Genomic DNA, 14,600 nt, shown 5'->3' on the forward strand with positions numbered 1-14,600 from the left:
TTCTTACGCCAATTCTTTATGAGTTGCTTCACATTTAAAGCTAACCGGGCCTGTCGCAATATTTTCCATTACAGGTAACACCCGGAACATGCATGCGTCGATCAAGCGGTGAAGATACGTTTCACCTTCTTCGATCAAGCCGACGACACCCGCATTCATGAAGTATGTCCCAGGGTTCAAGTTGCAGTGAAATTTGAACTCGACCTGTATCCTTGAATTGCCGGACACGGATGTGAGCGCGTCCTGGAGTCTGGAGGCGCTGGTGCTGCCGCCCAGTTCGACACCGCCAAGCGACTTGATCATCATTCCGAAGCGCACAGCAGATGCGGCAAGCTCGAATTCAACGGTATATCTATAATAATAAATACGGCCGCGTTTCAGGCAATTCACTTGATCGCCGGCGTCATTGAAGATTTGTGCCTTGGAGATCAAAGCACCATGTGACTCATACGACAATATGCTTTTGGAAATCAGATTTGGATCGAAGAATTCGTCGAGGTCGTAGTCTTCGCTTTCTTGGGCAAAGTGAGACGTGTCTTCTGCAAACGTCCACTCGGCTCCGGTCGGTGGTCCTTCCGGAATAGAGTTTTTGATTTCTTCGCGCAGCGCGCTGACTTTTTCGTTCGGGGCGTAAAGCAGTTTCTGATATTGGCCAACGATGAATTTCGGTGGGCCCTCAGCGAGCTTCTCTCCGCCATCAAGCAAAATCGCCCGGTCACACAACTCAATGACTGTATTCCCGGAGTGGGATACGAACAGAATTGTTGCACCGGTCGACTTAATAGCTTCGATCCTGGCGAAACATTTGCGTTGAAAGCGTTCATCGCCAACAGACAGCGCTTCGTCGACAATCAATATCTGTGGATCGACATTGATCGCAACGGCAAATGCCAAGCGAACCATCATGCCGCTTGAATAGGTTTTTACCGGTTGATCTATGAAGTCGCCGATCTCGGCAAAGCGTTCGATTTCTTCAAATCGGGCGTGGGTTTCTTCTCTAGTGAGTCCGAGAACGGCGGCGTTCATGAATACGTTTTCGCGCCCGCTGAACTCTGGGTTGAATCCCGAACCGAGTTCAAGGAGAGCTGCAACTCGGCCGTACGTAGTTATATTTCCGGAAGAAGGATTTAGCGTTCCACAAATCAATTGCAGGAGTGTTGATTTACCGCTTCCGTTTCGGCCGACAATACCTACGGTTTGTCCTTTTTCGATGGTAAACGAAACATCTCTAACTGCTGGGAACTCCCGATAATAATGCTTTCTGCCGAAAGACAGCATTTGCAGAAGGCGATCGCGAGGCTTGTCGTAGATTTGGAATTTTTTGTTCAGCTGGCTAACAATAATCGCGCAATCAGAGGACATCGGCAAATCCCTTTCGTGTTTTTTGAAACCATACGAACCCAAGGTACATTACGATGGTTCCAATTATGTAGCTGATACCCAAAGCAGTGAAGTCAGGCATTTGACCGCGAAAAAGAACCGCCCGGGCATTTTCTATTGCAGGAGTCAGTGGGTTGGCTGATAACAAATAACGATATTCTAAAGGGAGAGCTGTTATTGGATAAAAGATAGGTGACATGAACATCAGTACGGATGTTAAAACGCCAATGATTTGGCTCACGTCACGTAAATAGACTCCCAGTGAAGATAAAAACCAGACAAGGCCAAGCGTAATCATCACCAGCGGTCCCAGAATTACTGGAAGCCAGAGAGTGGTAAGTTCGATTTTTCCGAAAAGTATTAGCGAGGCAGCTAACCATACTGTCAAACTTACAAGGTAATGAAAAAGAGCGGAGCCGAAAGTAACCAGAGACAGGATTTCAAGCGGAAATACGACTTTTTTTACGTAGTTTACGTTGCTTATGATCAAGCTTGGTGCGCGGTTGAGACACTCAGCGAATAAGTTGAAGGTCATAAGGCCCGCGAATAGCATCAACGCAAATTCGGTTTTTGATTCGCTGTCTACGCTCCAGCGTGCTTTAAATACGACACTGAACACAAACGTGTAGATGACCAGCATGAAAATCGGGTTGAACAGCGACCAGAGCAGACCCATGATCGAGCCTCTGTACCGTCCGATAATTTCGCGCTTTACCAAGGCTGAAATCAGCGCTCTGTTACGCCAATTGGAAGCTATTATCTCTCGGGGACTGATGGAAAAAGTTTTCATGGTACCAAACACTCCCTTGTCTGCTTGTCCGTGTCGGTCAACGCATAAAAACAAAAAATTCTAATATCCATCTGCTACTCAAAAATGGGTTGATCGATTGAGGCGGTAAAGCGTACGGCGTCCGGTATCGAGGCCAACCGAGTAACCTCAAGGGACGCTCGCCTTGTCAGGGGGTGGAGGCTCCACTGGCCGGAGGGAAAGGGAACACGCGTCGCGTGATGGCCTCCACGCCATACGTAGCATCCCTAGCCATTCGCTGCTAGCTTGACCCCGCCCGTGGCGGAAATATTTTATCACAGCTCAAAATTCGAGGCATCCGCTTTGGCGGAAGGTCGCGGAGGCAGGCGAGGGCGCTTATTTTGATGCCAGGCAATGGCTTCAGATTTTTTTAAACACGAGTGCGAGTATCAGCAGCAAGTTTTCCAGCGGCCCCTGTCGATATAGACCGACTTTGAAAAATAACCTGGTGCGTTTCACCAGCCCCGCGGTCCGCAAAGCCTTGAAGTCGCTGAACAGGGTATGATTCTGCGTTGGCATATATCCAAGCATGCTGTCGAGAATTTCACTGTTCATATCGTTCCAGATGCTGAAGTCCCCGGTTACAAATCTTTTGATCCTGTGGAAATTTGCGCTCAGTCCGGTTCTATTACCTATCAAATTGCCTTCATGCTGGCGATAATCAAGCGATGGGGTGCTGTCGTATATGACTTGGCCCGCAGATGCAGTCACCAATAAATAGGCTAGCCAGTCGTGTGCAACGACAGGGGTATTGTCAGGAATAGCTGCCATCAGCGTTCGTGCCGACTGATTAATCAGCATGGTGTTTGCGCCGGCCAGACTTTGTACAAGCGCATTTTCGAACGAAGGCGTGTTTTTCCGCAACGGAGAAAAGCCTACGCATCGTTGCTCGGTATCGATCAACCTTACTCTGGTGCAATAAAGGGCAGGGTTGCTGTGGTCAATTTTTTGTAATTTCTTTAGGCCTTTTTCAAGCTTGGTAGGATGCCAAATGTCGTCTTGGTCACTAAAAGCGAAGTAGTCAGCTTCGATTGAGTTATTTTTTATCAACGAAATAAAATTTTGCGCGAAGCCCAGCTGCGGGCCTTGATATAGCCTGAGGCGATCTGGCCCAACGCTTTTTTGATAAGCTTCAAGCAATTTTACGGTGCTGTCGCAAGAGCCGTCGTCTGATGCATGAATAACCCAGTTCGTATGCGTTTGCATCAATATGGAATCGATTTGCTCTGCAAGAAATCTCGCACCGTTAAAGGTGCACAGCAATATTGCTACCGAAGGCTGCGAGGGCGATGGACGGCGGTTTGCTCCGGTTTGATGAAAGTCTCGAGTTTCCGAAGGGAGCGTCATGAATGGATCCTGTTGCGCAGATGAACGTTGGCAGCGTTTTCGTGTCCACCCAAAGAGAAATTTTAGCGCTGAAAATCGCGACGAGTGTGCTGACGAATGCTGCTATGGTTTAGGGCTTTGGAGCGCTATCTTATCGGGTTGACTCAGCGAAGGCTCACAGATTTTGAACCACTGTCCTGGGCAAGGCAGCGCTCAGGGTTTTCATGTCTGCGAAGCTGTTGCTGGCTCACCACGGGGGCAGTTGAGTACAATCGCGGAGCTTGGAGCATGCAGTTCAATCATTAGTTCGCATGAAGGATATATGGACAGAGTACGCACATTCCTCTTGGGCCTTCCGCGGCGTCAGAAGCGCCTGCTTCAGGTGGCTACTGATGTTGTCTTGGTCTGGGTTGCGCTTTGGCTTGCATTCATCGTCCGTCTGGGCATCGATGATATGTACAACCCTCTGCGCGTCCATGTCTGGTTATTCTCCTGCGCGCCGATCGTAGCCATACCGTTATTTATCCGATTCGGGATGTACCGTGCGGTCATGCGCTATTTTGGGAATGACGCACTGATTGCAATTATCAAAGCTGTCAGCCTGTCCTCGCTGATCCTGGCTGTGGTGGTCTACTGGTACAGCAATCATGATGCTGTTGTCCCGCGGTCGATCATTTTCAATTATTGGTGGTTGAGCCTCGTCATCATCGGCGGTTTGAGATTATGCATGCGGCAATATTTCATGGGGGACTGGTTCACCGCTGCTCAGCATGTGCCGTTTACGAATCGGGAAGATGGTCTGACCAAGGTAGCGATTTACGGGGCGGGCGTAGCCGGAAACCAGTTGGTCGCAGCGCTTCGCATGGGACGTGTGATGCGTCCAGTTGCGTTTATTGACGATGACGCGAGCATTGCTGACCGATCCATCTCCGGGCTGCAGGTCTATAAGCCGAAAAATATTCAACAGATGATAGATGTCACGGGGGCAGAGGAAATTCTTCTAGCTCTGCCGTCCTCTACACGCGCCCGGCGACGAGAAATTCTGAACTTGCTTGAGGGGTTTCCCTTGCACGTTCGCAGCGTTCCCAATTTCACGGATCTTGCCAGTGGTCGGGTGAAAGTCGAAGACATACAGGAAGTGGATATTGCCGATTTGCTGGGACGCGATTCAGTTCCCGCTCAACCTGATCTGCTGGAGCGATGCATCAAAGACAAGGCAGTATTGGTCACGGGCGCCGGGGGATCGATCGGTTCTGAACTTTGCAGACAGATCTTCTCGCTGCAACCCAAGACTTTGATACTTTTTGATCATGGCGAATTCAATCTCTACATGATCCTCTCCGAGCTTGAGCAACGCTCCTGCAGAGAGTCGATATCTGTACGTCTGTTGCCAATTCTTGGTTCCATTCGCCATCAGGACAAACTGCTCGATGTGATGAAAAGCTGGAAGGTTGACACTGTTTACCATGCGGCGGCGTATAAGCATGTTCCGATGGTCGAGCACAACATTGCAGAAGGTGTTCTGAATAACGTCATAGGAACACTCAATACGGCTCAGGCCGCGCTGCAGTCTGGCGTATCGAACTTTGTTTTGATTTCAACTGACAAGGCGGTTCGCCCAACTAACGTGATGGGAAGCACCAAGCGTCTGGCGGAAATGACTCTCCAAGCGCTGAGTCGCGAGGTCGCCCCTGTACTGTTCGGCGACAATGCAAAGGTTTCGCGGGTGAATAAAACCCGTTTCACCATGGTACGTTTCGGCAATGTGCTGGGCTCGTCTGGTTCGGTCATTCCGCTATTCCACAGCCAAATCAAGTCCGGCGGCCCGCTGACCGTCACCCACCCCAAAATCACTCGATACTTCATGACCATTCCCGAAGCCGCCCAACTGGTCATCCAGGCCGGCTCCATGGGTGAAGGCGGAGACGTATTCGTGCTGGACATGGGCGAGCCTGTAAAAATTGTCGAGCTGGCAGAAAAAATGATTCACCTGTCCGGTTTGAGCATCCGCTCCGACCGTAATCCCCAAGGTGACATTTCAATTGTGTTCACCGGGTTGCGACCGGGTGAAAAGCTCTACGAGGAACTCCTTATCGGTGACAACGTATCGGCAACGCCACACCCAATGATTATGTCTGCCAAGGAAGACCATCTGCCTTGGGACCTCTTGAAGGTAAAACTTGGCGAACTGCTCAAAGCCGTCGAAACCGACGACTACACCCGCGTCCGCCAACTTTTGCGCGAAACTGTCAGCGGCTACACCCCTGACGGCGAGATTGTCGACTGGATTCACCAGCAACGGCGTCTCGAACCCTGATTGTTTCACATCCTGTAACGCTCGTATTTTTGACTTCCCCCCACCATGACCTACGTTTGGAGAGCAGCTTCGGAAAAGCTGCTTTCTCAAAACGATGATGGAGCGTCACTTATGCGTACCGGTTACTTCTATTCGCTGATCTTTGCTTTCCTCACCAGCGCCTCGATTGCTGCGATTGCTGCCCCTGTAGCGCCTTCAGAGACAACCAAGGCACCTTTGCTGATGGACGCAGCGGCGCCCTCGCCGAGCACGAAGGTCGACCTCAACGGCGCGGATGCGGCGACATTGCAGAAGGAGTTGGCGGGTGTAGGAGAGGCCAAGGCACAGGCGATTGTTGCGTATCGTGATATAAACGGGCCGTTCGCATCGGTGGATGAGTTGCTGGAAGTGAAGGGGATTGGCAAGGCGATTCTGGATCGCAACCGTGAAAAGCTGGAAGTGAACTAAGCTGACAGTTCAACGCCGAGAGGCCGGTCATTGACCGGCCTTTTTTATTGAACGCTGATCGTCTGGACGTCTCAAAGCTGAGAATTATGGGTGTCATATTGTCATGGGATTATGCCTATAATAAAGCCCGGCCGGGATTGGCTCAGCACTTGGAGTGACGCCGAAGCGGCTGCGCCAGAGTGTCGGCTTACGATTGCGTCGCTGCCCGTCGCTGATGAATTGGCGGGTTTGCAGCGCAACCTCAGATGTCGAATAGATGAATTGATAAGGGGTTACCACGATATGAACCAACGTCGAGTCGTCGTCACGGGCATGGGCCTGGTTTCACCCTTGGGCAGTGATGTTGAAATCGTCTGGCAGCGTCTGCTCGCCGGGCGCTCCGGGTTGCGTAATCTGCCCGATGCAGTGGTGGCTGACCTGGCGACCCGGGTAGGCGGCAGTGTGCCAACGGTGGAGGAAGATGCCGAGGCCGGTTTCGATCCGGATCGCGCAACGCCGCCCAAAGAACAGAAGAAGATGGATCGCTTCATCATGTTCGCCATGGAAGCGGCGCGGCAGGCGCTGGAACAGGCCGGCTGGCAACCCGCGGACACCGAAAGCCAGGAGCGTACTGCGACAATCATCGGCTCGGGCGTCGGCGGCTTCGGTGCGATTGCCGATGCGGTGCGTACCACCGACAGTCGTGGCCCTCGGCGTTTGTCGCCGTTCACCATTCCATCGTTTCTCGTCAATCTCGCCGCCGGCCACGTGTCGATCCAGCATGGCCTCAAGGGACCGCTGGGCGCACCGGTTACCGCATGTGCCGCCGGTGTTCAGGCAATCGGCGATGCGGCGCGGTTGATCCGGGCGGGGGAGGCGGACATCGCAGTATGTGGCGGTGCGGAAGCTTCGATCGATCGCGTCAGTCTCGCCGGTTTCGCGGCGGCACGGGCGTTGTCCAGCGGCTACAACGATACCCCTGAAAAAGCCTCGCGTCCCTTCGACAGCGGCCGGGATGGTTTTGTGATGGGCGAGGGTGCCGGCCTGCTGGTCATCGAGTCGCTGGAGCATGCGCTGGCGCGTGGTGCGACGCCGTTGGCCGAACTGGTCGGTTACGGCACCACGGCCGATGCCTACCACCTGACCGCCGGGCCGGAAGACGGCGGTGGCGCGCGGCGGGCGATGCAGCTGGCGCTGGCTCAGGGAGGGGTGACACCGGAGCAGGTGCAGCATCTCAATGCCCACGCGACCTCGACGCCGGTGGGTGACTTGGGCGAGTTGGCGGCGATCAAGGCGTTGTTTGGCACGCAGAACAAGATCGCCGTAACGTCGACCAAATCCGCCACCGGTCATTTGCTTGGCGCTGCCGGCGGGCTGGAGGCGATTTTCACGTTGCTGGCTATCCGTGACCAGAGGGTGCCGCCGACGCTCAACTTCGAAAACCCGGACCCTGCGAGTGCAGGGGTCGACATCGTTCATGGCGAAGCTCGGGCGATGCCGATCGAATATGCCTTGTCCAACGGCTTCGGTTTTGGCGGGGTCAATGCCAGCGTGCTGTTCAAGCGCTGGGAAGGTTAATCGCTCGATTGCTTGAGATGATTGCGGGTGACGTCGAGGATGCGCTGGCCGAAATCGGCATCTGCGACACTGCGTGATAGCAGCAGTGCGCCCGCGAGCGTCGCCATGATGACAATGCTGCGGTCAGCGCTATTCTCGCCTGCGAGCGTCCCTTGAATCTGCTCCAGGCGAGCGTTGAGAACCTCATCGCTGGTGGGGCTTGGCTGGCCGCGCAGGCCCAGCTCCGATGAGATGGTCAGCAGCGGACAGCCTTCGTGGGGCGAAGTCTGATGCCACTGCGACAGGTAGGTGTCGATGAACACCTGCAACGGGTTTTCCTGAGCGAAAATTTCCTCGCAGAGACCCGCGACTTGCTCGCCGGCCTCTTGCAGCGCTTTTTCCACCAGTTCTTCCTTAGATTTGAAGTGCGAGTAGAAACCGCCATGGGTCAGCCCGAGTGCTTTCATCAGCGGTTGCAGCCCGGTCGCGCCGATACCGTCCTTACGAAAGCGCGCCGAGGCTTCCTTGATGATGCGCTGATGGGTCTGGGCTTTGTGATCTGGCGAGTAACGCATGTGAAGCTCTCCGCGACGATGCTGCCATCTTAACCACGGAAGATTAAATGGTGACTGTACTTCTAAAATCTAAAAAGCCTGCTGTTAAGTCCGATTGCGCCGGGAAAACAAACCCCGCCGTTGCGGCGGGGTTGGTATCAGCGGTCCTGTGCGTCCTTGGCATCCGCTTCGGCATTGCGCTGCGCAACGCGCTTGCGTTCTTCATCGGTCAGTTCGACCTTGTTGGCGGTGTCGCGCAACATCATCAGTCCGCCAACAATCGAGCCGATCGCAACGGCCAGAATCAACCAGGCATACCAGGGCATAACGGCTCTCCTTAATGGCAGCTCGACGGGCGAGGACTTCGCCGCGCGATGCTGCATACCACGTTTGAGCGAAACGACTTCGCAGTGGTTCCATTCTAGGCCGCTTATGCCCGGCACACCCGAACGGCGTTAAAGACCGGTCAACATCGCATCCGCCGGCGCAGCGGCACGCAGTTGCCCGGTCAGCATGAAGTAAGCAAACCCGACCGCCATAAACCCAAGGAAAATCAAACCGATCAACGTGTTGAACCACGCCATCGCCACCAGGCAAACCACCGCCAGCACCAGCGCGATCAGCGGAACCAGCGGATAGCACGGCGCGCGGAAAGTACGCTCCAGGTTCGGTTCGGATTTACGCAGTTTGAACAGGCTGAGCATACTCATGATGTACATGACGATCGCGCCGAACACGGCCATGGTGATCATCGCTGCGGTCAGCGTCATACCGCCCAGGTTGATCAGGCCGTCACTGTAAATAGCCGCGATGCCGATGATGCCACCAACGATAATCGCGCGATGGGGCGTCTGGAAGCGCGAGAGTCTTGCCAGCGAGGCGGGCAAGTAACCGGCGCGGGCCAGGGCGAAGAATTGCCGTGAATATCCAAGAATGATGCCGTGGAAACTCGCCACCAGGCCGAACAGGCCGATCCACACCAGCATGTGCAGCCACCCGGAGTTGTCGCCGACCACGGTTTTCATCGCTTGCGGCAGTGGGTCGTTGATGTTCGCCAAGGTGCGCCAGTCACCGACACCTCCGGCGAAGAACATCACGCCCATCGCCAGCACGACCAGCGTAAGAATGCCGCTGATATAGGCCTTAGGAATCGTGCGCTTCGGATCCTTGGCTTCTTCGGCGGCCATCGCGGCACCTTCGATGGCGAGGAAGAACCAGATCGCGAAGGGGATTGCCGCAAACATCCCGGCAATCGCTGGTGCGCCGAAGACGTCGGAACCGGCCCAGCCATTCAGGGCGAAGTTGCTGAAGCTGAACGCCGGCGCGACCACACCCATGAACACCAGCAGTTCAGCCACCGCCAGCACGCAGACGATCAGCTCGAACGTCGCCGCCAGTTTCACCCCGAGAATGTTCAGGCCCATGAAGACGATATAAGCACCCACCGCGGCGTGCTTCGGATCGAGTGCCGGAAACTGCACATTGAGGTAAGCGCCAATCGCCAAGGCAATCGCGGGTGGCGCGAAAACGAATTCGATCAGCGTCGCCAGCCCGGCAATCAATCCGCCTTTTTCACCAAAGGCGCGGCGACTGTAGGCAAAGGGCCCGCCCGCATGGGGAATTGCGGTGGTCAGTTCGGTGAAGCTGAAGATGAAGCAGGTGTACATGGTCGCGACCATGAACGAAGTCACCAGGAAACCCAGCGTACCGGCGACGCCCCAGCCGTAACTCCAGCCGAAATATTCCCCGGAAATCACCAGCCCCACGGCAATGCCCCACAGGTGCAACGTGCCCAGCGTGGGTTTGAGTTGTGTGTTCATGCGATTGCTCCCGCAACGGTTGGAAAGCTCGGGGGAGGGCGTGTGCAGTGGGCGTGCCATTGCGCTGAAACAAGTCGTAATGAGTTCGAAGCTGTCGCTGCGGGGATGATTGGTGCTGGATGAGCGTTTTTTGTGCGCCAGTTGGGAGCAGCGGAGTCTGTTATGCCGCCTTCGCGGGCAAGCCCGCTCCCACAGGTTTCTGCGTCGTCCGCTGAATTTGATTCCAGCGCATAACCTGTGGGAGTCGGGCTTGCCCGCGATGAGGCCCGACCTGACGCTGCAAAAACCTGCTGTAACGCCCGCATAAACCCACTCTTTACGCTTTCTTTATGCCCCGCTGCCTGCCTCGCTCTCGTTCCTTTACAGCCTCCTTCCCGACAATCCCTGCACACACGGCAATACGCCGTAACACGGAGATCTTCCATGAGCGTTCTGGACGGGGTGTCACTGCTGCTGGCAGTGGGGCTGTTCATTTATCTGTTGGTTGCGCTATTGCGCGCGGATCGGAGCTAGGAGCGGCTATGCACAGTTATGACTATTGGCTGATCCTCGGGTTTTTTGCGCTGGTCCTGCTGCCGGCGCCGTTCCTCGGGCGTTTCTACTACAAAGTGATGGAAGGCCAGCGCACTTGGCTGACGCCGGTTCTCGGTCCGGTCGAGCGCGGTTGCTATCGCCTCGCCGGGGTCGATCCGCTGAGTGAACAGAGCTGGCAGAAATACACCCTGGCACTGCTGGCGTTCAACCTCGCCGGGTTCCTGCTGCTGTTCGCGATTCTGCTGTTCCAGGATCACCTGCCGCTGAACCCGCAGAATCTGCCGGGCCAGGAATGGACGCAGGCGTTCAACACCGCGGTCAGTTTCATGACCAACACCAACTGGCAATCCTATAGCGGCGAAGCGACCCTCAGCTACCTCAGCCAGATGGTCGGCCTCACCGTGCAGAACTTTGTCAGCGCCGCCACCGGGCTGGCCGTGCTGGTTGCGTTGTGCCGCGGGATCGGGCGCAAGTCAGCGCAGACACTCGGCAACTTCTGGGTCGACATGACCCGCGCCACCCTCTACGGCTTGCTGCCGCTGTGCTTGCTGCTGGCGCTGTATCTGGTCTGGCAGGGCGTGCCGCAGACCTTCGCGCAGTATGTCAATGCGGTGACGATGCAGGGCGTTGACCAGGTGATTGCGCTCGGCCCCGCCGCCAGCCAGATTGCGATCAAGCAACTGGGCACCAACGGTGGCGGCTTTTTCGGCGTCAACTCGGCGCATCCGTTCGAGAACCCGACCGCGTGGAGCAACCTGTTCGAAGTCGCCTCGATCATTCTGATCCCGGTGGCGCTGGTATTTACCTTCGGCCATTACGTCAAGGATCTGCGCCAGAGCCGCGCGATCATCGCCTGTATGCTGGCGTTGTTTTTGATCGGCGGCGCGACATCGCTGTGGGCCGAATATCAGCCGAATCCGACCCTGAACAACGCTGCCGTCGAACAGACCGCGCCGCTGGAAGGCAAGGAGTCGCGCTTCGGCACCACCGCGACGGTGTTGTGGTCGGTGACCACGACAGCGGCCTCGAACGGTTCGGTCAATGGCATGCATGACAGCCTCAACCCGCTGAGCGGCATGGTCGCGCTGGTCAACATGATGGTCGGCGAAGTGATCTTCGGCGGCGTCGGTGCCGGGCTCTACGGCATGTTGCTCAACGTGCTGATCGCGGTATTCCTCGCCGGTTTGATGATCGGCCGCACGCCGGAATACCTCGGCAAGAAGCTTCAAGCGCGTGAAGTGCAATTGCTCGTCGTGACCTTGTTGGTGATGCCCGTCGGTGTGCTGGTGCTGGGCGCGATTGCCGCCACGGTTCCCAGTGCTGCGGCAACTATCAGCAACCCCGGCCCGCACGGTTTCAGCCAGTTGCTCTACGCCTACACCTCGGCCAGCGCCAACAACGGCTCGGCATTCGGTGGCCTGAGCGCGAACACACCGTTCCACAACCTGATGCTCGGTCTGGGCATGTTGATCGGCCGCTTCGGCTACATCCTGCCGGTGCTGGCACTGGCCGGCAGTCTGGCGATGAAGAAAAGCGCACCGGTTGGCCAGAACAGCTTTCCGACCCATGGCCCGCTGTTCGTGACCCTGTTGACTGTGACCATTTTGCTGGTGGGCGGCTTGACGTTCTTGCCGACGCTGGCGCTCGGTCCTATCGCCGAACATTTAAGTATGGGCTTCTAAGGAATCCATCCATGAATATGCCTGCAATCAAACCCGCCGCCGTCAAGGCGCCGGAACAAGCCAAAACCGCGATCTCGGCCCTGTGGCGCCCGGCGCTGGTGCAAGCCTTCGTCAAGCTCGACCCACGGCAACTGGCGCGTTCGCCCGTGATGCTGGTGGTCGAACTGACGGCGATTTTCACCACCGTGCTGTGCTTCATTCCGGACGCGGATGTGCCGACCTTCGTCGCAGCACAAATCGCCTTGTGGCTGTGGTTTACCGTGCTGTTCGCCAACTTCGCCGAGGCCTTGGCCGAAGGTCGTGGCAAGGCCCGCGCCGACAGTCTCAAGGCCGGCAGCGAAGGTCTCAGTGCTCGCTGCCGCCAAGCCGATGGCAGCTTCAAGATTGTGCCCGCTGCCAATCTGCGCAAGGGCGATGTGGTGCGCGTCGAAGCCGGCGAGATGATCCCCGGTGACGGCGAAGTCATCGAAGGTATCGCGGCGGTCAACGAAGCGGCGATTACCGGTGAATCGGCGCCGGTGATCCGCGAGTCCGGTGGCGACCGTTCCGCCGTCACCGGCAACACGCGGCTGGTGTCCGACTGGCTGATGGTGAAGATCACCGCCAACCCCGGTGAGTCGACCCTCGACCGCATGATCGCGCTGGTCGAAGGAGCCAAACGCCAGAAGACTCCGAACGAAGTCGCACTGGACATCCTGCTGATCGGCCTGACCCTGATCTTTCTGCTGGTGGTCGTCACCCTGCAACCGTTCGCCCACTTCGCCAACGGTAGCCTGCCGCTGGTGTTCCTCGTGGCGTTATTGGTCACGCTGATCCCGACCACCATTGGCGGCTTGCTCTCGGCGATCGGTATCGCCGGGATGGACCGGCTGGTGCGTCTGAACGTGATTGCCAAGTCCGGTCGCGCCGTCGAAGCGGCCGGTGACGTGCATGTGCTGTTGCTCGACAAGACCGGCACCATCACCTTCGGCAACCGTCGCTGCAGCGCGGTGTACGCGGCGCCGGGCGTGACAGGCCGTGAACTCGCTGAAGGCGCGTTGTTCGCCTCCCTGGCGGACGAAACCGCTGAAGGCAAATCGATCGTCGAGTTCCTGCGCGGCCTGCATCCACAACCCGAGCCGGCGCCAGAAACCTTGACGGCCGTGCCGTTCAGCGCAGAAACCCGTTTGTCCGGCGTTGATTATCATGGACGCATGTATCGCAAGGGCGCGGTGGATTCGCTGCTGGCGTTTCTCGGTCAGCAGCGCTCGGATCTGGCCCCGGCACTGGCGCGGGAAATCGACAAGATCGCCCAGAGCGGTGGCACGCCGTTGCTGGTCTGCGCCGACGGCAAACTGCTCGGCGCGATTCACCTCAAGGACGTGGTCAAGCCGGGCATTCGCGAGCGTTTTGCCGAACTGCGCAAGCTGGGCATTCGCACGGTGATGGTTACCGGCGACAACCCACTGACCGCGGCAGCAATCGCGGCGGAGGCGGGCGTTGATGACGTGCTTGCCGAGGCGACCCCAGAGAAAAAACTCGCGCGTATTCGTCATGAGCAAAACGACGGTCGCCTGGTCGCGATGTGCGGCGACGGCGCCAACGATGCCCCGGCGCTGGCTCAGGCAGACGTCGGCATGGCGATGAACGACGGCACGCAAGCCGCCCGCGAAGCGGCGAACATGGTCGATCTCGACAGCGACCCGACCAAGCTGCTCGATGTGGTGCAGATCGGCAAGGAGTTGCTGGTGACCCGCGGCGCGCTGACGACCTTTTCCATCGCCAACGACATCGCCAAATACTTCGCGATCCTGCCGGCGCTGTTCGCTTCGATTTATCCGCAACTGGGCGTGCTGAACATCATGCAATTGACCAGCCCGCAGAGCGCGATTCTCTCGGCCATCGTCTTCAACGCGTTGATCATCGTCGTGCTGATTCCGCTGGCCCTGCGCGGCGTGCGGGTGCAGGCGGCGAGTGCGGCGGCGTTGTTGCGGCGCAATCTGCTGATCTACGGGGTGGGCGGGATTGTGGTGCCGTTTGTGGGGATCAAGCTGATCGACATGTTGCTCACGGCGTTGCATCTGGTTTGACAAGATCTCGGCGGTGCGGGGCCCTGGTGGCAAGGGAGCTTGCTCCCGCCGGGCTGCGAAGCGGCCCCAATCCGATTGACCGAGTTGCCGGTTTTTACGACTGCTGCGCCGCCGAGCGGGAGCAAGC

At 56.8% G+C, this 14,600-nt stretch carries 12 protein-coding genes; 6 read left to right on the plus strand and 6 right to left on the minus strand.

The window, feature by feature from the left end:
* Window positions 1-3 precede the first annotated feature (3 nt).
* From HU743_RS06820 to HU743_RS06830, 3 genes are all read right to left on the minus strand, one after another.
* A complete protein-coding gene (locus HU743_RS06820) occupies window positions 4-1,362 on the minus strand; it encodes an ABC transporter ATP-binding protein (protein WP_186647750.1) in 1,359 nt (452 codons plus the stop codon).
* Window positions 1,352-2,170, minus strand: coding sequence for an ABC transporter permease (locus HU743_RS06825; RefSeq protein WP_186647752.1), 819 nt, complete (start codon window positions 2,168-2,170; stop codon window positions 1,352-1,354). The genes HU743_RS06820 and HU743_RS06825 overlap by 11 nt, the downstream gene beginning before the upstream one ends.
* A 378-nt stretch (window positions 2,171-2,548) precedes the next feature.
* A complete protein-coding gene (locus HU743_RS06830) occupies window positions 2,549-3,535 on the minus strand; it encodes a glycosyltransferase family 2 protein (RefSeq protein ID WP_186647754.1) in 987 nt (328 codons plus the stop codon).
* A gap of 301 nt (window positions 3,536-3,836) precedes the next feature.
* On the opposite strand from HU743_RS06830, the gene HU743_RS06835 reads away from it, so the two are divergent.
* From HU743_RS06835 to fabF, 3 genes are all read left to right on the plus strand, one after another.
* Complete coding sequence (locus HU743_RS06835) at window positions 3,837-5,831, plus strand: nucleoside-diphosphate sugar epimerase/dehydratase (protein ID WP_186647756.1); 1,995 nt, start codon at window positions 3,837-3,839, stop codon at window positions 5,829-5,831.
* A 111-nt stretch (window positions 5,832-5,942) separates the two neighbouring features.
* Window positions 5,943-6,278, plus strand: coding sequence for a ComEA family DNA-binding protein (locus HU743_RS06840; RefSeq protein WP_186647758.1), 336 nt, complete (start codon window positions 5,943-5,945; stop codon window positions 6,276-6,278).
* A gap of 282 nt (window positions 6,279-6,560) precedes the next feature.
* Window positions 6,561-7,835: a beta-ketoacyl-ACP synthase II gene (gene fabF, locus HU743_RS06845; RefSeq protein ID WP_186647760.1), complete on the plus strand. Its 1,275-nt coding sequence runs from the start codon at window positions 6,561-6,563 to the stop codon at window positions 7,833-7,835.
* Here the strand turns inward: fabF and HU743_RS06850 are convergent.
* The 3 genes from HU743_RS06850 to eat all read right to left on the minus strand — a co-directional run bounded on the left by HU743_RS06850 (window position 7,832) and on the right by eat (window position 10,188).
* Window positions 7,832-8,389, minus strand: coding sequence for a TetR/AcrR family transcriptional regulator (locus tag HU743_RS06850; protein ID WP_186647761.1), 558 nt, complete (start codon window positions 8,387-8,389; stop codon window positions 7,832-7,834). The two genes, fabF and HU743_RS06850, sit on opposite strands and share 4 nt — an antisense overlap.
* A 137-nt stretch (window positions 8,390-8,526) precedes the next feature.
* Window positions 8,527-8,694, minus strand: a complete 168-nt coding sequence (locus HU743_RS06855) for a DUF2897 family protein (protein ID WP_186547065.1) — start codon at window positions 8,692-8,694, stop codon at window positions 8,527-8,529.
* Window positions 8,695-8,823: 129 nt separating this feature from the next.
* Window positions 8,824-10,188 carry an ethanolamine permease gene (gene eat, locus HU743_RS06860; RefSeq protein ID WP_186621593.1) on the minus strand — a complete coding sequence of 455 codons (1,365 nt, stop codon included), beginning with the start codon at window positions 10,186-10,188 and terminating at the stop codon, window positions 8,824-8,826.
* A gap of 423 nt (window positions 10,189-10,611) precedes the next feature.
* On the opposite strand from eat, the gene kdpF reads away from it, so the two are divergent.
* Genes kdpF through kdpB form a run of 3 tightly spaced genes read left to right on the plus strand, consistent with a single transcriptional unit; the run spans window position 10,612 to window position 14,473 of the window.
* Window positions 10,612-10,701 carry a K(+)-transporting ATPase subunit F gene (gene kdpF / locus HU743_RS06865; protein ID WP_032830911.1) on the plus strand — a complete coding sequence of 30 codons (90 nt, stop codon included), beginning with the start codon at window positions 10,612-10,614 and terminating at the stop codon, window positions 10,699-10,701.
* Between the two features lie 8 nt (window positions 10,702-10,709).
* Window positions 10,710-12,404 carry a potassium-transporting ATPase subunit KdpA gene (gene kdpA / locus HU743_RS06870; protein WP_186647763.1) on the plus strand — a complete coding sequence of 565 codons (1,695 nt, stop codon included), beginning with the start codon at window positions 10,710-10,712 and terminating at the stop codon, window positions 12,402-12,404.
* Window positions 12,405-12,415: 11 nt separating this feature from the next.
* Window positions 12,416-14,473, plus strand: a complete 2,058-nt coding sequence (kdpB, locus tag HU743_RS06875) for a potassium-transporting ATPase subunit KdpB (RefSeq protein WP_186647765.1) — start codon at window positions 12,416-12,418, stop codon at window positions 14,471-14,473.
* The last annotated feature ends 127 nt before the right edge of the window (window positions 14,474-14,600 follow it).

It is taken from the genome of Pseudomonas sp. SWRI99 (genome assembly GCF_014270125.1).
GTDB lineage: Bacteria > Pseudomonadota > Gammaproteobacteria > Pseudomonadales > Pseudomonadaceae > Aquipseudomonas > Aquipseudomonas hamedanensis.